Source organism: Microbacter margulisiae, assembly GCF_014192515.1.
Taxonomy (GTDB): Bacteria; Bacteroidota; Bacteroidia; order Bacteroidales; family Paludibacteraceae; genus Microbacter; species Microbacter margulisiae.
In genome coordinates, this window is sequence record NZ_JACHYB010000002.1 from 421,624 (window position 1) to 443,427 (window position 21,804).

Here is a 21,804-nt window from a genome sequence, read left to right on the forward strand (position 1 = left end):
TAGTTTATTCTTATTGCTGGTTTTGATTGTTTAGCATTGGATTTCCACCAGCAATAATTGAATAAATTGCAGTCCCAATGTCTTTTTTCCATGCTAGGAATTCTGCTTGGGTTCGTTGATAGGGATTAAAATTATTCACTACTTTAATAACTACATGTTTTTCCATAAAATCCTCATTCGATTTTAAACACAACTGATGTCGCGAAAGGCATTTCCGCCGGACAGACGATCATAAGACCGTCGGCGTCCTGTTTCCATTGCAGTTTGCCACTGTATCCTAGCAGATTCACTGTTTTGACCGGTTTACTCAGGTATTTGGCATCTGTACCGAGTGATTTGATTTTCAACTGTGTACCAGGAGTTGGTACAATCATGCAAAACGCGTATAGAGCCCCGTTTTCACCTACTGTAAAACGAAAATCCCGGGAATCAAACTTGAAATTTGCTTGCTTACGTCCTAACGCCCCTCCCGGAAGCATCTTTAACTTGCCATTGACCTGCTCCCCTTCGCCAGGAATGACCCAGGCATGGCTTCCGTAAACCGCCTCTCCATTCCGGCGCATCCAAACGCCAACTTTCTTCAACATCTTTAGACAGTCTTCATCCAATGATCCATCCGGGCGTATAGGGATAGATATTGCTGCATTCCCATCTCGAGCTATGGCTTCAATGATATAACGGATCATCATTCCCGAATCATAAGTGATTCCAGGTTCATAAAACCAATCACCAACTGGCGCTTCCGCAATCCACGGCTGATCTGTTTTGATGTCGGCAGGAATGCCAAACTCTTCGGTATTCACTGTACCGTTGGTCTTTTTACGGAACTTCACAATACTGAAAGTATTTACTTTACCACGGCGCTGGAGCGTACGGTTATAATAATCGGCCATAACCAGCTGCATAGCATTAGCTTTAAGTCCAGTGCCAGTACCATTGCCTGTGAAGGGTCCTTGAACCGTACCGTCTGTATAAATGAAGTCGGGATCATAATGTTCAACAACATCCATAATCCGCAACGCCCACCTTGTAGCATACCATCTGGCGTAATTCAGGTGATTCGTAAATATGCCTGCCGGCGGAGGTGACCATCCTGAATAAGCAGCCTTGATCACCCCCTTGTATTCACGCAGGTCTATACCGTAAAGTAAACGGGGATCATATCCTTCCCACCATTTGCCCTTGCCGTCGGCAAGTGTAAGGTTGCCGTCGTAAGGAATCCCTTTCTTAGGGCCTACCGTATCAGAACCGAAAGCGGTTTGCCACCACCACCAGGTGTATTCATGATGGAAAGAAACACCGAAATGCATACCATCGACACGACAGGCTTTTGCCCATTCACCGATCAAATCGAGCTTCGGTCCGATATTAACAGAATTCCAAGGCTGATAACGAGAGTTCCACAAATCAAAATTATCGTGATGCACACCCTGGATAATTAGGAAGCGGGCGCCGGCATCCTGATATATCTTCGTAAGTTTGGCAGGATCAAGCTTGGTAGGGTTCCAATCATGCAGAACTTCCATATAGCCCGCCACAGATGGATGTCCGTACATTTTGAGATGATTTTGATATGCCAATGTGCCTTGTTTATACATATTCCGTGCATACCAGTCGCCGCTTTCACCCGCCGATTGCGGACCAAAGTGAACCCAAATACCGAACTTCGCTTCGCGAAGCCATGACGGCACGCCGGGATAATTCTTCTCTATGGATTCCCAGGTCGGTTTGAACGGCCCGGGAGTGATAGGAATATTCAGCTTCATTTCAGGAAACGTTTTCCAGTCACCCATCGGGACGCTGTTGAGTGGCTTCTTTGCTGGAATCGCAGGAAACGGGGGAAGCAAATACGGTTCAACCGTCGATTTTGTCTGCGCTATCTTTTTTTGGGCGCTTAATTCAAAAGAGATTATTACTGCCAAAAACAATGCCATTAATATTCGTTTCATCGTTGATTCAATATTTAGTTTTGTTTTTTAAATTATATCTTAATTTCAACACTACCAAGCTTATCATTTAGTGGCAAGCCAATTCCTTCATGCGCTAATATTATTGGGTTGAAGGTACCGTTGAGAATTCCAATACCATCTTTAATCCGCAGAAATATTCACCTTTCATGATTTTGCAGGCTATTAAACTGCCACCATCTAAAGTTGAATAAATTGCCTTGACCGCCTCTGAAAACAAAGTATAGATCGTGTATACCCTTTGCGTTTTTCACCTTACAAGACTTGACTCTCCAATCCTGCCAGCCACCACTGTTTTTAACAGGACAAACTCCTAACAACATACCGGTAATACTATCCTCATGAATTTCAATTTTTCCACCTCTGGAAGCCGACGCAACATTGGCTTCAAACCATTTGGCTCTTTTTGTCTCAAAATTCACACCTTTCACTTTTATATAGTCACCGTTATTAATATCAGTTACATACATATTTCCTCTGCTTTCCTTTTTGGTTTTAATACCGGATTCCCACGCAATTGTTGCCGCTTCTGTACGAATAAAAGGATTTAGAGACCCAAGTTGTTGCACCCCTTTTGCTGACCACCAGGGCAACTCAGGAATAGTGCCATCAGGCTTATATTTGAATTCTTCGACACAGACCGAACGTCGTTCTCGATGTTTGTCAGTCAATTGATAATTCAAATAATAATTAAATCCAAACACATAGGAATGCCCCTTATACTCAATAATACCTGGATGATTGCCAGACGATTTCGGAGTCGGTTTCATGATATAACCTTTGTACTCCCATGGCCCGGTAGGAGTGTTACTCATAGCATAACCAATGCCTTCAGGGCAGCATGTAGAAGCATATGCCAAATAGTAATGCCCATCTCTCCCGTAAAACCAGGGACCCTCCTGATAATTCTTTGGTATGGAAGCCACCTGGACAACCTGGCCTGAATAGGAAACCATATCCTTGTTTAGTTTCACATAATATAAGTCCGGGTTTCCCCAATATAAATAGGCCTGACCATCATGATCGATAAAAACCGTTGGATCAATATCATTCCATAGATGATTTGTTTCAATCAACCTCCTGCCTAAAGGATCTCTAAAGGGGCCGTAAGGGCTATCTGCAACCAATACTCCAATTCCATTCCCATGCATCGGACAATAAAGATAAAATTTACCATTTCGCTCAATACACTGCGGTGCCCAAGCTCCATTATCATGGTTTACCCACCTGAAATCCCTCAATGATGCGACAGCTCCATGGTCGGTCCAATTTACCATATCTGTAGAAGTATAAAGCAGCCAATTCAACATTTTAAAACCATTGGCATCGTCTTCGTCATGACTGGTGTAAAGAAAGACAGTGTCGTGATATACCATCGGTGCAGGATCTGCTGTGAATCTCGTTTGGATGATTGGATTGTCAGCATAACATTTCGTCACTAACGCTGTTACGGCAACAATAATGACATTTAAAACAAGTCTAATAGTCAATTGTGTGGTTAATGTTTTCATATCCATATTATTTTGATTTATTTGAATTTCCACCAATTAAAATTGAATAAACTGCCTTGACCACCTTTGAAAACAAAGTACAGATCATGTATTCCTTTTTCTTTTTTGACTTTACAGGATTGAATAGTCCAATTTTGCCAGCCATTGTTATTTTTAACAGGGCAAACTCCCAAGAAAGTACCAGAAAGACTATCTAAATAAATTTCTATGTTTCCACCATCGGAGGCTGATGCGACGCTAGCATCAAACGATTTGGCTCCTTTGGCAAAATCAACACTACGAACTTTGATATAATCTCCATTATGAATATTCGTAACATATACACCAGTATTTTTGTTCGATGAGGTTTTAACGCCTACCTCCCACGCAATCGTCGAAGCAGCCTGACGGATATAAGGATTTAAATGGGCTACACTCTTGATGACTCCTGCTTTCGTTGGGATAATTCGAGGAATTGTTCCATCAGGATTATAGTTAAAAGGTTCAACACAAATCGATCGGTCAAAGCCTCCTCCTCCCGAAAGAGCCCCGTTGTGATAAAAGAAATAAGAGTGACCCTTAAAGTTAATGATACCCGAATGGTTGGTGAAGGCTCCACCTGCCTTAATTACAGACATAATGGTATCTCTATAAATCCAGGGGCCTGTCGGACCAGTACTGGTCGAATAGGCGATATGTTCGGGTACGCCACCAGCTGAATATACCATATAGTATAGGCCGTTACGTTTATAAAACCATGGGCCTTCTTCATACGTTGTATATCTTTTACCTGTGCTATTAATCGCCTTTTTAATTTCGGAGACAAACCCATCTTTTTTATCCGCAGGAATCGGCTGAATGCCAAAACTTGCATCATAAGACATCATGTCTTTATTAAGTTTCACATACCAAAGATCAGAATTCCCCCACGTAAGATAGGCCTGTTTTGTATTATCAGTAACAACCGTAGGATTAATATTGCCTTCACCACAGTGTTGCGTGATCAATGGCTTGCCCACCAAATCAGTGAATGGACCTATGGCGTCGTTCCCAACCGCAACTCCAATAACTTTATTATTGGTATTTTTATCTATCGCGCTGACATACCAGTAATATTTGTTATCAGCATCATTTTTAATAGTTTGCGATGCCAGTCCATTAATGGATTTTGCCCAGGCGAAAGTCTTTTTAGCATTGATAATACGGAGTTTAAAGCTTTTATCGGTCAACGGGACTTTTACAATGCCAACCTTCCGGTCATATGAAATCATATCTTTATTCAATTTAACATAACAAAGATTTGGATTACCCCAGTATAGGTAGGCCTGCCCATCGTTGTCAATAAATACGGTTGGATCAATATCTCCAAAACCACTAAAAATCAGAGGTTTTCCAAGAGGATCAACAAATGGGCCATAGGGACTATTAGAAACCAGCACACCAATTCCGTGCATATGTATTGGACAATACATAAAGAACTTTCCATTACGCTCAATACACTGGGGAGCCCAAGCTCCATTTGTTGGCGCCCAGCTAAAACTTTTAAGTGAGGCTACTCTGCCATGATCTGTCCAGTTAACCATATCAGTTGACGTATATAGGCGCCAATCTATCATTGTAAACCAGGTAGAACTATCCTCATCATGATCCGCATATAAATATACCGTGTCATGATAAACCATCGGAGCCGGGTCTGCTGTAAATCTTGTTTGAATAATCGGATTATCAGCATACGACTTACTCGCTACAGTTACTGAAGCAATCATCATCACACCCAAGATAAATTTAAAAGCTGCAGACTTTGTTATTGATTTATTTAGGATCATATCATTCTATTTTACTAAAAATCTATCAATTACGAAGGAATACCCTAATGATTGGAAGTATTTTCCGTACAATGCTTACTCTTCTTTTCAAAATTCACAAACACCATTATGTATAACAAAGCCAAGCAAAAACCTTTCTTCTTTCTTTGGATACTATTTCTACATCCGCTATTTTCAACACACAGAAACCTGTTAAAGCTCACACTCACAACCTAAACTCTCTTTGTTTCTTATGCATAAGAGGCCCACAATCTTGGCAATTGTTTCTCTCTGTCATCATGAACTTCCTAAAGACTCATCATATTTGGACATAAATAAGGAACCATCATTTCTTTTTTATTTGTTTTGAAAGATATACCATTAGAACATCATGGGAAGGAACCGTGCCTTTTAATGCTTTCTGGGTTGTTCCCATCGCTTTGTTGGTCCATAAATCCACAATAGCATACCGTTGTGTATTGGCATTTAGTTCCCGGTTGGATAACGTGTCTTTTACTACATTTGCTTTCCAGTCAAAATCGATAGCTTTAGGTTCAGCCGCCCGGTTCAGGAAACAGATAGCCCAGTCTCCACCTTCCAACGGTTTCATCCATGTTTCCACGCTGTCTTTAACTTCATAGCGCAATGCCTGTATCCCCAATGAATCCTGGTCGACGGCAATGACACCCCGGTTGGTTAAGATATCACGGGTCTCTTCGCTCATGTGGCGCAGGTCATTTCCTGCGATAAGGGGAGCGGCAAGCATAGCCCACATGGAAAAATGGGCACGGTCTTCATTAACCGGCATACCATTGCCCACTTCGAGCATGTCCGGGTCATTCCAATGTCCCGGCCCTGCATATTGGCGCAAGTTGACTTCTTTGTCGATGATTTGTGTAAATCCCAGCGGAGCCCATCCATGTGGATTGGGTTTAATGTACCAGCCACGTCCGATATCGGTGGTAGTGCGCCATAATTCGGCAATGGGAGCTCCCCATAGCCAAGGCTGGTTGGTTCCCCATTCACACATGCTGAATACAATCGGACGGTGTGTGGCAGCCAATGCTTTGCTCATCGTGGTGTAGGCTTCCCTGGCATTGATTCCTTCCGTGTTGCACCAGTCGTATTTTAAATAATCTACTCCCCATGAAGCATACGTAAGTGCATCCTGGTATTCATGCCCCCGGGTTCCCGGATATCCGGCACAGGTTTTTGTACCGGCACAGTTGTAAATGCCAAACTTTAATCCTTTGGAATGGATGTAATCGCCGAGGGCTTTCATCCCATCGGGAAACTTTTTAGGATCTGCCTGTAAATTCTGGAGTGAATCACGTGTTGGAGAGAGCCAGCAATCATCAAGTACCAGATACTTGTATCCTGCATCGCGCATACCGGAAGAGACCATGGCATCGGCCATTTCCTTGATCATCTTTTCGTTGATGTTACAAGCAAATGTATTCCAACTGTTCCAACCCATGGGCGGCGTCAGGGCGAGCCCGGGATATTTCTGTGCCAAAGCTGCTGAGGCAACTACTGCAAAAAATAAAAATGTAAATGTGAGTTTTTTCATAATTGATAAGTGATTTTTCTGAATCTCTGTTGAATGCTTGTTTTACAAATGACCAATAAAAGGGAATCATCTAAAATTAGAAACAATCGCAGATAGGTATTTTTTAATGACAGTTTTAATATTTCATTATCGTAACAATTACTTAGCCCAAGCTTTCCCGGCTGGAGTTCGTCTCCATTTAAAATAAGCGTCAAGTACCTTAAGTGATTTGGCACTGGGAACGGATCCCATATGCGGCGTCTGACTGAAATACATCACTTCAGGATGTTTATTGCTAAATGCTTCCCAATGGGGAACTCCTTTGCCATTAGGATTACCATACTTGGCAAAGTTCGTCCAATAGGTAGCCATGTCTTCCGAAATATTCAAATCCGACTTTGTAACATGGGGATCCGAAGTATTAAGATGTTCAAATACATACGCCACCTCCTGTCCATGGGGAGAACCGTATCCATAGAAAGGCGAGTCCTTGGGAAAAGTGGGATGTTGATCGAAATAGTAATAGAAAACTTTCGATTTTCCTGTTTCTGATTGAAGTCTTGCCCAACTCCATGTTTGCCATCCGAATGCGGCATCACGCATCAGGTCACGTGCGGTTTTGGAAACAGTACTCGTTCCGGACGGATAAGCTTTGATCAGCTCATCGGCGAATTTGCCATAGCGGTTTTTCACGTCGGCAATATAATCTTCCGGTGTTTTATAATGTGTAAAACTGGCGCCTTCGTCGGAGTTGTATCCAATAAGTACAGGAACATCGTTATACTTCCCTTCTTCGTATAAGTTGTGTTGATCGCCTGGAATAACATATCCATCTACAATTGGCCAGCCTCCAGCCATTGCCCAGCCTGAAGAAATGAATTTTTCAGCATCTATTTTACGAAGTTCTGCAATGGACGAGGCTCCAAGCTTATGCATATAAGCTTCCCCATCTGCTTCTGCCTGTTTGAGGGTTTTCATATTTTCACCGGGGTAAGTTGTTGGTCGTGTTGGGCCAAATGAGCCCCCGCTTTCAGAAATTGCTCCTTTAAACAACCCTTTGGCTAACGGTGAGGCGCATAACATACTGACAGATATTCCACCGGCAGATTCGCCAAAAATGGTCACTTTGTTAGGGTCGCCACCAAATGCAGCAATATTTTTCTTGACCCATTTTAGCCCGGCAATCTGGTCGAGTAAACCATAATTTCCTGAAACATGATTTGGGCTTTCTGCACTCAATTCAGGGTGAGCCAGAAATCCAAGTTGACCAACACGATAAGCAATACTCACCAGCACAACACCCTTTTTGGCCAGTTTTGCACCGTCGTACATTGGATCGCAGGTAGAGCCAAAGCTAAAACCTCCACCGTAAATCCAAACGAGTACAGGAATTTTAGCATTGGTTGATTTTACCGGAGTCCATACATTCAGGTACAAACAATCTTCACTTTTTCCCGACTGAGGATTTCCTCCCTGCATAGGAGCAGGAGCGAACTTGGTTGCCTCTCGCACGCCTGCCCATTTTGCTGCAGGCTGAGGTGCCCGCCATCTTAAGTTGCCCACAGGAGGCGCGGCAAAGGGAATACCCAGATAAACCGTCAACCCGTTTTCGAACTTCCCTTGCAATAACCCATCCTCCACTTTCACCGGAGCTGGTTGTTGGGCATTACTGGGTATAACAATAAGCAACATAAAGGTTGCAACTAAAAAAATAATACGTTTCATAGTAATGGTCTATTAATTAATGGTATTGTCACTCATCTTATAAATTATAAATAGCATCTTCACAGCATATCGTCTCTCAAACATCTGTATTGCATTTATTTAGTTCTCTCTTTTTTCTGTATCTTGCATATACTTCTTTAAACGGTTTATCACCAACGGATACTTTACCTTAAGTATGGATATCTGCTTATCTAAAGCTTCCTGAGTTTTCCTTTCAAGTAACATACGTTCGAGCCCAAGCTCTGCATACTTGTAAGGGAGAATTGCATTCCCTATCTTTTTTAAAACACAAACGACCCAAAACTCCCTGTTTATTTTCAGTGGCATAAGCATCTGACCTGCATTTGCTTCAGAAATAGCATTGATCAAACCAACATTGTTGGTCGTATCGGATACATGAATAACAACTTGTTTATTTACCGATAGAATTCCCGGCAGCATGGACAACTGCAATCCGGGACTAGCCGGATTCCGATTATTCTGCCGACAATAATTGTATATTACTCCTAAGCCATTAAAAGCGGATTTCCGGTCTCTAAATTTATAAATCGCAACCATAGCCGATTCAAACCCTTTTTGGTTGTTTTTATTTTGGTTGTAATACTGTTGAGCTTCTGCCGGAGTAATTTTCATTTTAGGATAGATATACTGATCGTAGTAGTGCTGTATAAAAAGTTTGTTTCGATAATACCTTTTAAATGCCATAAATTCCGGATCAGCACCGGCTTTCATATTCTTTGCTTCTTCATACAAATAAATATCCATAAGAAAGTTCTGCATCATCTCCTTTATATCGTTTGCTTTGGAAGGTGAACCTATGCTTATCGGCTCACAATTGATAAATTCCTCTAAATCCCCGGCAGTAAAAAATCTCATTTTACCCTTAAATTGATAATTCATCAATATCCGATTTTCATCTACCCCTTGCCATTGCCGGGTTTTATTGTCAAATTTTGATGCCATATAGAGAATAGCTTTGTCGTGCATTTGCGGCTTGGCCATACCCAAAATAGCATTTTGGCTTTGCATGATATATTTTTCAGCAATGACATTCAGGAGTTCCTGCTTAATAATAGATTTCTCATTATTATAGGAAGGTTGCCGAATTGTTCTAATATCAGCAACATGCAGCAAGAAATAACCGCTAGACATCTCAATAGGCCCCAAAACATCTCCTTTTTGTGCATTATAGATTTTATCGGCATAAACGCCAAACGGATAAAAAGGATAAACACTTTGCAACACGGAACTTGTTATATCCGGAATTGCTGAAACATGCCGCTTTAGCGCATAAAAACCTTTTTCCGTATCAAAATCGCTACCTCGTTTGCAATACTTATTCATCTCTACGCTATCCGGGAAGTTTATAAATTCGATAGTATATTCAACAGCCCTTTTCGCATAAGCTTCGTTTATATCATTATTACTTACCTTCAGGTTAGGCTTTACCTTTTTGTTCCAAACATAACCATTTACCTCAGAAGAGTAGAGTCGCATACCATACATCAGTTTTTTCGACAGAAGTGTTATGGTATCATATCGGTTATCTAACGCAAAAGCCATTATATAAGCATTATCTATTAAATTACTTTCCTGTTTCGGACTGAGAAACCGGCTGTTCATCCTTGTTTTCAACATATTGTAATCAGCAACAGTAAATGCATACTTCCCTGCTTGAAGTAATATGTCGTTGGTTTTATTTCCGGTGCAGCTAATTATCAGTAATGTTGATAAGAATAATGCTGTTACTGCTTTATTTCTCATAGTGATTCAAATATCAATATTATAGAATGAATACTTCCTCATGTTTGTTATCAAAAATTACTCTATGAATCATGTTGTTGTATTACTTCGACAACTTATAGTTCAATTCCCTAAAACTGGTTATTTTATTGATCCACAAAACTTTATAAACAATGATTTTGAATTTAAATAACAACAAAAAGCCAGGTCACTAATTAAATACTATATACCAAAATTACCATTCCACCAAAGCAGTACCATAGGAATCTGCAGAACATTGAAAAGAAATCGTTAAACTAGAAAATGAACCTGTAAAATCTTGATATTCAGTATCATTTCCAAAAAGAGGTACATCCCAATACACATTAGGACCTTGAAAAATACCTTCACCAATACTACCATTATCTCCAGTCATGCCACAGATTAAATGTATAGTGGTTGTCGCATTAATAACTACCACCGTAGAATTACTACCTGGCCCATAAACCATAGGAAGACCAGCCGCATTATTATAAGCAAAGCTGCTTGATATAGCAGCAAACAAAATAGCACAAGTTAGAATTATCTTTTTCATATATTTACAAATTTAAATGTTAATAAATAAGGAATTGGCCTGGCTTTTGTTTTTCATTATATTCGCATGTTCACTACATGAATACTGATCGAACAAAATGTACGAAAAAAAAATTCATAAATAAGAAAATCTCTATTTTAGAAAAAGAGATAATTATAATCGATATCTCAATGCATAAAGAATATTTCAATTAACATCGCTACTTGCGATTATTGATTTTATACCCCAACAGCGAAAGCATCTTCACAGCATATCGTCTTCCAAATATCCGATACCCTTCTGCTGTAAAATGGAGATGGTCGGATATACCAGGACAACCATCGGATGAGATGACATAGGAATTGGGAATCGTTTCCGGAAGCTTGTCTATAATAGCATTCATGCTGGCGCAGGCACCACCCTCACCTTTACTAACAACCTCTCCGGCTAACAGGGGAACAGAACCGGGATTCAGATTCAGATCTTTTATGAGGTTATCATATACGCCTTTAACTTTTAATGGCCATTCCTGATCTCCGGTATTTGATTCACCCTGATGTAAAAGGATTCCTTTAATCACTCCGTCTTTCTCTGCTATCTTAGCCATTTCAACAAGGCGGGCATAAGGATCTCCATCATATCTTTTTATCATATACACCATCCAGTCAGGAGCTGTTTTAACGTAAGCCTGGTAATTATTTTTGTCGAACAATTCGATTTTACACCCCCCAACAGCGACATCGATCACTCCCACTTTAATATTCTTGGGGAGGTTGGCAACCATTGTTCTACCAAAATAATCTGCAGGCGTCAGGCCTGTATGGCATCTGCACAACGGAGGAACAGCCGGGTACCAATGCCCCATTTTCCTCCCAAGATCTGGACAATTGACAGCTTCCATAACCTGGAAGCGACTATTTACAGTAGTATCTTGCGGTTCAAACCGTGCATGACCTTCCATGTTTGATTGTCCAAAACATAGAAAAATATAAAAATTCGGATCTTGCGAAAAAGCGTTCATACTGAACAATAATAATCCTACGAGTGCAAATAATTTGATTTTCATATCATTTTAATTAAATGGTGATTTTGTTCTTTGGTTAATTTTCTTTATATGCCTGCTCCCTTTTTCTCCCGAACCAGACGGATGTCATAAACAGCATTACTGGCACTTTGCGGAGGCGCCTGAAATTTCACCCGAATGTGACTTTTGCCTTTTATCATCAAATAAGGAATGGGGTATACCACTTTCACAAACTTCTCTTGATATGCCGTTTTAGTGCCGGCCTTCGACACCAATTTCTGGCCATCAATATAAATATCAATATTTTGATTCTCAAATTCGTTTCCCCTGTAAGTTACTATCAATGCTAAATTACGATCGCCATTTGTTGACAAAAGATAACTAAAGTAACCTCCGTCTTTTGCAGCACGCCAAAATCTGTTCTGGAATGTACCCGACGATGAGTTTGAGAATTTCATTGCATGGTCGACTTCAGGTTGTTGCTGACCTGGCTGTACAAAATCAACTGTACGTTTTGCTAAAGCTAACATTTTAGCCTCTGCAGACGAAATGGAGTCAACCACATGATGATACTGCGCTTTAGACAAGACCATCCAATACATCATATACCTGGCATCATGAATCTTATAAAAAGGCTCAAGTTCCATATTCTTTACCGGATTCATAATCTTAAGACCACGGAAAGTAAAGAAACAGGGTTTATTTTTTACGGGGATCAATTTATCGGCAATCTCAGAACGATGGTCGGTAACAATTATAGGAGCTTTATTCAAAGGCAACATTTTTCCACTCGGAATATGTCCCCAGCGACCATCACCGGCAATTAATCCCGCTAAATCTTCCGTTCCTGTTTTTGCCCCAAGTAAAATAGGGCCATGCATAAAGGCAAAATAATCAGGCACATTTGGCAATTGTTCAATTGTATTACGCATAGGAAGCGTAACAATCACGCGATCACCTGCCGACCAATTACGAGCAATTGCAATATACGAAGATGGCTTGTTAACATAGGGAATATCTCGGCCATTAACTGTAATCCTCAATAAATTGGGAGCCACCCACGACGGATACCGCACCATCAGAGTAAAATGAGCTGTCCCTTTAATAACTACTAACATCGTCTTACCTTCATCGGGGAAAGAAGTTTCCTGTTTGATTTCAATTCCTTTTTTCTCCCAGTTGAGCTCTGATGCAATAAAAAGGTTTAGATATAAAGAATCATTCTGATGTGTATAAATAAACTCATTGTATTTACTATGGTCTTCCATTCCGGTACCAACACAACACCACATGGCTTCGTTGGGGGCAGAATAAACCCGATAACTGCGGGGACGTGTAGGAGTGAAATACACATACCCTCCATTATCAGGATTTTGCGCAGACAGGATATTGTTATACAGCGCTCGCTCATAATAATCGGCATACTTTGCCAAAGGATGATCCCTAAATAGATCCTCCGTTATTTTCAGCATATTATATGTATTACAAGTCTCGGGACCTTCAACACTGTGGATATAGCCAATGCATTTTTGAGCAGAAGGAAAAAATTCCTGCAACCCACTTCCTCCCAGAGCTAACGTACGGTGATTAATAACTGTCGACCAATAGAAAGCGGCTGCTTTTACGTAAGTTGAATCACCGCTTACCTCAGCTACTCTCTCAAAACCAACACTTTTAGCGCTCTGGGTATTCGCATGCAGGTTGTCAAGGATATCATGACCTGCGGCCAATGGGTTCAACAGGAATTTTTGAGAGAACCTCTTAGCTGTATATAAATATTTTTTATTGCCTGTCATTTGATAAGCATCGGCCAAAACCTCATTCATTCCTCCGTATTCGTCCCGCAACATATCTTCCATCTGGGCATCAGATAATCCGGCAGTAAGATTGACAGCCCAATCGCAGAATTTCAAAAACATAGTTTTTGCTTCTTTATTACCAGCATATAGCCATGCATCCCGTAAGCCCGCAAACATCTTATGCACATTATACCAGGGAACCCATCCCTTCCATATCATTTCTACATGACCCGCTTTAATTTGCGGCCAAATTTTGTTGCCATCCGGAACACCTCCTACATACCCAACTCCCCAATCGGGATATTTTACGGCATTTGAATCCTGGCAGATTTTGAGCTCCGAAATCATATACTCCAGTCGTTTTTTACATTCAATATTGCCGGTGGCAGCATAATTCATTGATATCGCTGATAAATAATGCCCACCAATATGCCCGTCAAGCCCAATCCAGTTCGGATAGCTTGGAGCTTTGGGTTTTAATCCGGCCGCCTTTCGGTAAGGAGCCAACAATCGATCGACATTATATTGCAATAGCGTCTGAATATTGAGGTCACGGGCATGTTTAAACGGTCCGTCCAATAGTTTCACATCTTTCAAAGGGAATTCATTAGGATACAGTTTATTTTGCGAAAACAAGTCTGATATCCCAACAAAGAACGTAAGAACAATAGTCAGCAGTAATAGTTTTATTTTCATATGTTTACTTTCGTTTTTCACACTAAAAATATATAAAATTCACCCAAAGCACGCATTTACTTTATCATGAGTTTTTATGGCTCATTTCATGTTATGTTAAATTGAAAAGCTTAATTCTAAAATCATAATTCACATTATATCAATATTATTTGATCAAAATACCCAAATCATGAAAACTACCTCCATACATATCTAATTTCTATTGATAACAAAAACCTTTTTTCTTCCAACGATATATAAGCCATCAGGAAGACCTGTTGTTGCTTGTGATCTTTTGACCTGCGACCGAATCCTGATTCCCATGATGGTATATACATCCACAATATCATTGCCGTTAGGTTTATTATCCGGAACGACACTGATCGGCGCCGCTGAATCTGAGTTAGACAGAAATACGGTATCAATTACAATGGGACTATTCCCATACGACCAGAATCCGGCAATATAGATATGACTGGGATCCAGTGCTGCACCAGAATTGCTTTTATGTGCATTGGCTATATCGACGACTACCTGTCGATTATTTCCGAAATTATATTCCGCTGCATCTGACCAGTAATTATCTTCATCAAACAAGCGGAATGACACACCGCTATTATTGTCAGCTCCCAGTTTTGCAATCAAATATTTATATCCTGACAAATTCACTCCGGCACTATAGCTCCATCCTCCAAAACCGTATTGTCCGGTAACTAACGTATGTGTACCTGCATTAAAGGTTCCCTGCGCATAAATAGAAGGATTAAACAATCCATTTTTTAAGGGAAAAGTTGATGAAGTGACGTATAAATCAGCATATTTTTGATCTCCCAATGCATCTTGATAACCTATTGTTATCGTATCAACGCCATCGGCTTCGGAAATGACTTGTCCATTAATAATTTTGGCAATCTCAGGATGAGGATTAGAATAGGTTGCTCCATCACTTATATCTTCTTTATGACCATCCGCATAAAGAGCATTAACAGTTAAGCTTGACGTACTCCCGGTTAGCAATTCCAAAGCATTACTTCCTTCGATCTCCAGCGAATCCATGGTAAGTGCGTCTTTACTGTATCCTGTAAATGAATTATCATAAAATTCATCCTCAGAAAAATTTTTCTCAGTAGAAAACCAGTCTACATCCACATATCCCCCAGTTTGAACAGTAGCAAAATTGAAAATACAAAACTTATTACCGGTAAATATGGATAGGTTGTATTGCATATTCAAATCGGTTCCAAATGGGGTATAGGTTGTATTATCAAGGCTATAGTAGAAGCTGGCCTGACTGGTATTATAGTTCGCTATTGCCCGTAGATATATCACCGAATCGGCAATGACAGGACCAAGTGTTTGAACATGGTTATTTTCCTCAATCAACGTTTTTTCCCCGTTAATCACTTTGACTCCGATATAAGCATAGGGAGACTGAAATACACCTAAACCTGCCACATCCCCTTCCATCATTTTAGCAATACTCATTTTAATTGTTCCGTAGGAATGCGATAAATCGGAAGGATATCCGAAAATCCGTTGTGTAAGGGTATTTCTTGCCTGCATAAAACTGTCAACAACACTAACGGTTCTCAATCGAAGATATCCTGATCGCTCGGTCAGAGACCATTTCGAGTTGTCAGGATTATGATTCCATCCCCATTGCATACCCAACTGGTAATTTCTGAAATTATCATTTGTCGGGAGATTGGTAACCAGATATTCTTTATTGCCCACATTGGGTTTCGTATAAGTAGTAACAGCGCTTCCGTTGACCCCAACGATCGGCCAGTTATCTATCCAGGTTACAGGTTGTAAAGTTGGGAATCGCCCATATGCTCCTTTATCGGCAAACAGGATCGTCCACCACTCTCCGGTCTGCGTCTGAATTAAAGCGCCCTGATGGATGCGATCACTGTTAAAGACCACTTTTTCGTCGTAAGGTCCGAAAATAGAAGCTGACCGGTAAGCCACTTGAGTAGCATAATAGCCTCCTGTTGTAGAATAAATATAGTAATAACCGTTAATTTTATACAGATGGCTCCCTTCTGTTCCTGAGTTATCTATTCCAGATTCGATGGTACCATAAGTTATGGCCTGATCTTTCACTACATTGAACGCAGTGTCAAGTTGAGCTATATGTAATTTATCGATACCATACACCACATACGCTTTGTTATCGTCGTCAAAAAAGAGTCCAGGATCATAAAAAGAACCCGTCAGTTTCTTCTTTACCCATGGCCCTGCCGGATTGGTAGCCGTTAACAGGTAACTTCCTTCGTCCAGGGTTGTAAACAATACATAGAAAGTTCCATTGTGATATTTCAGACTACTAGCCCATTGCCCATGCCCGTAGCGGTTGCACCCATCCAGATTATAACAGGGTGTATTTTCTATTTTTTCCAACGGATTACAACAATATTCCCAATTGACCAAATCATGGGATTTCAGGATAGTCGCTCCCGGAAATATGAACATAGTAGTCGTCACCATATAATACGTATCGCCGACCCGGATGACATCAGGATCAGGAAAATCACCGAATATCAACGGATTGGTATAGGTACCATCCCCATTATCACTGTGCGATTGATATTGAAAATCAGGTCTCGGATAATTTACCTTTGCATAATCCTCAAACCAATGGAAACATGGCCATGGACAGGCTTCCGGATCGTTGAGGAAGGTCGTGTCTCCGGGTTTAGCCACATTGGTAGAATCAAATTTAGCAAGCAGATCAGGAGTTGTAAAAAGAAGCCAACTCACATTACCGGAAGCATCAGTGATTTTCTTAAAATTGGCTCCAAAGCCAGCTCCACCAGCAATGCCGGTAATATCTTTTCCCCATGATGAATTGTACTTTGCGGGAGCCCAATCCATTTCGGTAACGACTATGGGTGCAAAATTAGCTACCGGTTTGACCTGGGCATCCCATCCGGCTTGAAAAGCAGCATAACCACTACCGCTGTTGAACCAACCCGGATACATATGTACGGCATAACCGATATTGTCACCCTCGATAGGATTTACTGCGTATCCCTGATATTGTGATTGATATCCCAGTCCTGGAACCCAAAGGATATTATCTGCACTGGCCCGTATAGTATCGACAATAGCCTGAAAATATTTCTTCAAATTATCGAAGCTTGCTTGCGAAGTTGAACTGTAATTACCATCTGTTCCAAGTATGGTTATGGGCTCGTTTGCCAGCTCAAACATAACATCCGGATTGTTCTTCAGTGCCGATTGTTGCGCTACATATCCCCAAACCTTGATAAGGTATTTGTAATAAGCATCACCTACAGCTATTGTATCCGGACAAACACCCGGTGGGCGCATGATGACATACAATCCTTTTGATATGGCATATTCTGCCATAGGGATAAATACTTCATCCAGATAAGTTTTAAATCTATTGAAATCAAACGCAGATATATCACTTTCGCCGCTCACAGATACGCCTGGTGTATTCGACCAATACGGATCCATGTGCAATCGTATGAAATTCATCTTCCAACCGGCAGCTAAAATCTTATCAATTAAACCTTTGTTATAGTTCAGGCATCCGGTAACATCATAATTGGTCCAATATTTTCCCTCTTCATTGAACCACGGTGAGTATGTCTGGGCAAAACCGTGTAAGTTCACAATATTGCCATGAGGGTCTTTCAGGTATCTCCCATCAACATGCAACCTTGGAAGAGGTTCTCCTACCCATGCACTTGCTTTTAAAGCAAGAGGCAGAACACACAAAGTGATAATGATTCTTAGTATATTCTTATTTATTCTCAAACTATTCATAAATAGCTTTTACTGTGTGCTTTTATTTGAATATGAGTTGAGCAAAATGAAAAAGGTCATTCCTCCAAACTGGCCATGTATGTCCTCCCGGATATTCATAATATTGATACCGGATATTCATTTTATTAAATTTCGAAAGCATCGTCTGGCAATTGTTGTACGCAATATCTTCCTTGCCACCTACGGCAATCCATAGCAATTTCAGGTTATTATTGATCATGCCAGCATTTTTTGCCATGAACCGGTATTGTTCATTTGCAATATTGCTTTGCATCGGAAGTATCCATCCGGAACTAAATACGCCCAAATAAGAAAACAACTGTGTATTGTTGATGCCGGCATAAAGAGTTTGTATGCCTCCCATCGACAATCCGGCAAGAGCCCGGTCCTGAGCATCCGTTTTAACACGATAATTCTTTTGAACAAATGGAATGACACATTGTTTCAACTCAGCATCAAAAGATTTTAAGATATCTTCTCCGAATGGAGGTAAAGGCATATTGCCGTCCACCATGACTAAAATCATTGGAACGGCCTTTTTCTCAGCAATCAGGTTGTCGAGGATTAAATCTGCTTTCCCTTGCATAGCCCAACCACGCTCATCTTCACCTCCTCCATGAAGGATATATAATACCGGATATTTTTCACTGACATTTTCATCATAGCCCGGAGGAGTGTACAAATAGATCTCACGCCAGGTATTTGTGACGGTCGAATAATAACGCTTGATACGAATATCGCCATGCGGAACATTTCTCACTTCATAAAACCCATCACCTTTAAAAGGAACTTCAAATCCACTTGCCATACGGCCCATCCCATAAAAGGTTTCACTGGCAGGATCCGCCACAGCTACGCCATCAATAATCAACGAGTAATAATGGAACCCTTCGCTTAGCGAATCGGTGGTGACTTCCCAAACGCCTTCGCTGTCTTTCGTCATGTTGTATCTTTTCCCTAAATCGAGCTGAACATTATGTGCTTCTGGCGCTTTAATACGAAATATAGCCCTACCATCGGGTAATATTTGAGGGTATCTTGCGCCTCGCACATCTGTTTCAACTGGTCTGCCGGCATCACTTATCTCTGGAAAAGCGGAAGGATCAACCGGCTTAAATAACAATTGCGAGAACATGTACAAACTATGCTTCCATACGTTCCAATCATGATAACCATGATCAATGTAATAAATATGGGGAACATTATTGGCTCTCAGGTAATCGTGTGTACGTCTGCTGAACGTAATCAAACCATCTTTATCTCCACACGATATCCATAACAATTTCAATTGCTCTTTTGCTTTTTCCGGATTAGGGACTAATTCTTCCGGTTGTTCTGTATTAGGCGCAGGGGAAAAAGCGCCTACCCATGCAAACTTATCCAAGTTCCCTAATCCAAAATTCAATGCTTGTCCACCGCCCATCGATAAGCCTGCAATGGCACGATGTTCACGATCCTTCAGTACCGGATAGTTTTTTTCAATAAAAGGGATCAAATCGTGAAGCAAATCTTTTTCAAACGCGGCAAATGCCTGTACTTTATCAGCACTATAAATATTTCCAACCGGGCGGTCATCTTTCATAGCTCTGCCATTAGGAAGTACTACAATCATAGGTACGATTTTCTTTTCCGCATACAAATTGTCAAGAATCACCTGCGGATGGCCATTGTTTAGCCACTCAAATTCATCTCCACCTATACCATGTAACAGATAAAGTACGGGATACTTTTTATTCTTTGAATATCCCGGTGGAGTATAAACAAGAGCCCGGCGTGTTGTTCCGACCGTTTTCGATTTGTAATAAACAGTATCTATTTTTCCGTGCGGTATACTAGCACGTACTACATCAAAGCCAAATGGCGCTGACGTTACAGTCTGTGAATTAGCATTTAAGCTAATTACGAATATGACTATTAAAAAAAAGATTCGTTGTTTCATGGCTATACTAATTTGTTATTAATAATTTCAATACATACTACATCGCAATAAATTACTATTTTATATTTTATGATTTATCGTATTGTGGTACAATTCATTGTAATGAATTTAATTCACTTTCTTCAGGGTTACCAGATAGACATCATTTTGCCGCATGTTCAGCTCCCGGAAGAATGTTCCGCCTGCTGAAACCTGGACAATCTCCTTGCGAACCGGCGAACCGTTATCAATCTGTTTTATCGCCGCCACTTCCTGCCTTGTCAACTGGTTCGGTTTCCCCATTTCCAGATAGGTGGTGTAGGCATCGTTCACATGATAACCGATCTGGTAGAGTTCAAGGCAATAAGTGCCTTCGGGAACATCTGTCAGTTCCACTTTGACCTTTCCGGCCGGCTTGGAGGGCAGGTTGCGGATATAATACTGCTGGTCATTGGTGGAATCGGGTAAGGTGTAGGTGTAATTCCAGAAGAGCACCTGAATACCACCCTTGTCATCCCTGCATGCCCAGGAGGAGCTGTCCTTATCTGCCAGTTCTGTCTTTCCAAGCTTGTTCAGATAGTCATAGGCGTAAAATGCCGGTTTCTTGATGCCTTCATAATTCATCAGCCCAAATCCCCCATGGAAAGGCCTGAATCTTGGCCCTGCTTCTTCAAAGATATCGGTGAAGGTCCAATAAGACATGCTATTAGCTGCATCTCCTGTCTGTTTAATCTTTTCCAGAATATAAGCAGCCTCATGGTAGCTGTCATGGATGGGATCGGAGGGTGTATAGGAGGAACTCCATTCCGTATAGTGGAGTTGTAAATGGGGCATGGGTGACTCGCTTATTTGTTGCCGGGTCTTGATGATGTCTCCGCTCACGCTCTTGGGGTCTTTGCTCAATACGGTGCCTGTATTGCCGTATTGGTCTAAATAGCCCTGGTTTACGCCATAGCTGTGGGTACTGATAAAATCCAACGGTACCTGGTCCCTGTAGCAATAGTCTATCATGTCAGGTACCCATGCTGCTCCGGCGGTGGCGGGGCCTCCGACCCGGTAATCCTTATTGACGCTTTTGATGGCTTCTGCCGTGTATTTATACAATTTGAAATAGTCGGCCTGGCTGCCTGTCCAGAACCCATTGTACAGGTTGGGCTCATTCCATACTTCAAAGTACCATGTTTTGACTTCATCGGCTCCGTAGCGCTGGGTGAAATGGAGTACCAGGTGGCGGATCAGCTCTGCCCATCTTGCATAATCTTTTGGGGGAGTCACATTACCCCTGTACCAGAATATGGTTTTATCGCCACTGGCCAGGGCTGAAGGCATAAACCCAAGTTCCACAAAGGGTTTCATCCCAATGCTCAACAGGTAGTCATACAACACATCGATGTATTGATAGTTGTATTCAGGCTCCCCGTTCCTACCTGTTTTGTAAACGCCCATGTCGTCATCCAACAGCCCGTGCATGCGGATGTATTTGAACCCGCATGCTTTTCTTGCCGTTGCCAGTTGTTCCTGCCAGTCAGCCCGTAATCCTTCGTTGGCACGGCCTGCGCCCACGCATTCCTTGTACATGGTATTGAAAGCCCCTGTTACCTGGTTGTAATCTATCCGGATAAGCCTTTCCTGCTGGGCGGATACTGTTGCAAAAAATCCTACCAGTATCCAGATAATATACGGCAATTTATGATTCATCTTTATTATTCTTTACGTAAAAATAGAAATCCAAGAATGCGATGATAGTATGATAGATAC

General features: G+C 41.2%; 13 protein-coding genes and 1 pseudogene. All 14 read right to left on the minus strand.

Annotated features, from left to right (window positions below; all coding sequences use genetic code 11):
• Positions 1 to 10 precede the first annotated feature (10 nt).
• The 14 genes and pseudogenes from FHX64_RS10970 to FHX64_RS11030 all read right to left on the minus strand — a co-directional run bounded on the left by FHX64_RS10970 (position 11) and on the right by FHX64_RS11030 (position 21,744).
• A complete protein-coding gene (locus tag FHX64_RS10970) occupies positions 11 to 166 on the minus strand; it encodes a hypothetical protein (protein WP_183413892.1) in 156 nt (51 codons plus the stop codon).
• Between the two features lie 7 nt (positions 167 to 173).
• Positions 174 to 1,949, minus strand: a complete 1,776-nt coding sequence (locus FHX64_RS10975) for an alpha-L-fucosidase (protein ID WP_183413893.1) — start codon at positions 1,947 to 1,949, stop codon at positions 174 to 176.
• A 158-nt stretch (positions 1,950 to 2,107) separates the two neighbouring features.
• On the minus strand, positions 2,108 to 3,478 hold the full coding sequence (locus tag FHX64_RS10980; RefSeq protein ID WP_183413894.1) for a glycoside hydrolase family 43 protein: 1,371 nt from the start codon (positions 3,476 to 3,478) through the stop codon (positions 2,108 to 2,110).
• A gap of 17 nt (positions 3,479 to 3,495) precedes the next feature.
• Positions 3,496 to 4,344, minus strand: coding sequence for a carbohydrate-binding protein (locus FHX64_RS10985; protein WP_425487973.1), 849 nt, complete (start codon positions 4,342 to 4,344; stop codon positions 3,496 to 3,498).
• A gap of 330 nt (positions 4,345 to 4,674) precedes the next feature.
• Positions 4,675 to 5,226, minus strand: a pseudogene (locus tag FHX64_RS14340) (family 43 glycosylhydrolase); the annotation flags it as partial.
• Between the two features lie 382 nt (positions 5,227 to 5,608).
• Positions 5,609 to 6,832, minus strand: coding sequence for a glycoside hydrolase family 27 protein (locus FHX64_RS10990; protein ID WP_183413895.1), 1,224 nt, complete (start codon positions 6,830 to 6,832; stop codon positions 5,609 to 5,611).
• Between the two features lie 138 nt (positions 6,833 to 6,970).
• The gene (locus tag FHX64_RS10995; protein ID WP_183413896.1) at positions 6,971 to 8,536 is read right to left on the minus strand and encodes a carboxylesterase/lipase family protein; all 1,566 of its coding nucleotides are present in this window, start codon (positions 8,534 to 8,536) and stop codon (positions 6,971 to 6,973) included.
• Positions 8,537 to 8,635: 99 nt separating this feature from the next.
• The gene (locus FHX64_RS11000; RefSeq protein ID WP_183413897.1) at positions 8,636 to 10,300 is read right to left on the minus strand and encodes a peptidylprolyl isomerase; all 1,665 of its coding nucleotides are present in this window, start codon (positions 10,298 to 10,300) and stop codon (positions 8,636 to 8,638) included.
• Positions 10,301 to 10,514: 214 nt separating this feature from the next.
• Positions 10,515 to 10,853, minus strand: coding sequence for a hypothetical protein (locus FHX64_RS11005; RefSeq protein ID WP_183413898.1), 339 nt, complete (start codon positions 10,851 to 10,853; stop codon positions 10,515 to 10,517).
• Between the two features lie 199 nt (positions 10,854 to 11,052).
• On the minus strand, positions 11,053 to 11,898 hold the full coding sequence (locus FHX64_RS11010; RefSeq protein ID WP_221202200.1) for a sialate O-acetylesterase: 846 nt from the start codon (positions 11,896 to 11,898) through the stop codon (positions 11,053 to 11,055).
• Between the two features lie 44 nt (positions 11,899 to 11,942).
• A complete protein-coding gene (locus FHX64_RS11015) occupies positions 11,943 to 14,351 on the minus strand; it encodes a glycoside hydrolase family 127 protein (RefSeq protein ID WP_183413899.1) in 2,409 nt (802 codons plus the stop codon).
• Between the two features lie 192 nt (positions 14,352 to 14,543).
• Complete coding sequence (locus FHX64_RS11020; RefSeq protein ID WP_183413900.1) at positions 14,544 to 18,128, minus strand: family 43 glycosylhydrolase; 3,585 nt, start codon at positions 18,126 to 18,128, stop codon at positions 14,544 to 14,546.
• A gap of 22 nt (positions 18,129 to 18,150) precedes the next feature.
• A complete protein-coding gene (locus FHX64_RS11025; RefSeq protein ID WP_183413901.1) occupies positions 18,151 to 20,067 on the minus strand; it encodes an alpha/beta hydrolase-fold protein in 1,917 nt (638 codons plus the stop codon).
• A 108-nt stretch (positions 20,068 to 20,175) separates the two neighbouring features.
• Positions 20,176 to 21,744, minus strand: coding sequence for a GH39 family glycosyl hydrolase (locus tag FHX64_RS11030; RefSeq protein WP_183413902.1), 1,569 nt, complete (start codon positions 21,742 to 21,744; stop codon positions 20,176 to 20,178).
• Between the last annotated feature and the right edge of the window lie 60 nt (positions 21,745 to 21,804).

Coding starts and splice junctions, on each gene's coding strand:
- FHX64_RS10970 (WP_183413892.1), bottom strand. CDS start 166: ATGGAAAAACATGTAGTTATTAAAGTAGTGAATAATTTTAATCCCTAT.
- FHX64_RS10975 (WP_183413893.1), bottom strand. CDS start 1,949: ATGAAACGAATATTAATGGCATTGTTTTTGGCAGTAATAATCTCTTTT.
- FHX64_RS10980 (WP_183413894.1), bottom strand. CDS start 3,478: ATGAAAACATTAACCACACAATTGACTATTAGACTTGTTTTAAATGTC.
- FHX64_RS10985 (WP_425487973.1), bottom strand. CDS start 4,344: ATGATGTCTTATGATGCAAGTTTTGGCATTCAGCCGATTCCTGCGGAT.
- FHX64_RS10990 (WP_183413895.1), bottom strand. CDS start 6,832: ATGAAAAAACTCACATTTACATTTTTATTTTTTGCAGTAGTTGCCTCA.
- FHX64_RS10995 (WP_183413896.1), bottom strand. CDS start 8,536: ATGAAACGTATTATTTTTTTAGTTGCAACCTTTATGTTGCTTATTGTT.
- FHX64_RS11000 (WP_183413897.1), bottom strand. CDS start 10,300: ATGAGAAATAAAGCAGTAACAGCATTATTCTTATCAACATTACTGATA.
- FHX64_RS11005 (WP_183413898.1), bottom strand. CDS start 10,853: ATGAAAAAGATAATTCTAACTTGTGCTATTTTGTTTGCTGCTATATCA.
- FHX64_RS11010 (WP_221202200.1), bottom strand. CDS start 11,898: ATGAAAATCAAATTATTTGCACTCGTAGGATTATTATTGTTCAGTATG.
- FHX64_RS11015 (WP_183413899.1), bottom strand. CDS start 14,351: ATGAAAATAAAACTATTACTGCTGACTATTGTTCTTACGTTCTTTGTT.
- FHX64_RS11020 (WP_183413900.1), bottom strand. CDS start 18,128: ATGAATAGTTTGAGAATAAATAAGAATATACTAAGAATCATTATCACT.
- FHX64_RS11025 (WP_183413901.1), bottom strand. CDS start 20,067: ATGAAACAACGAATCTTTTTTTTAATAGTCATATTCGTAATTAGCTTA.
- FHX64_RS11030 (WP_183413902.1), bottom strand. CDS start 21,744: ATGAATCATAAATTGCCGTATATTATCTGGATACTGGTAGGATTTTTT.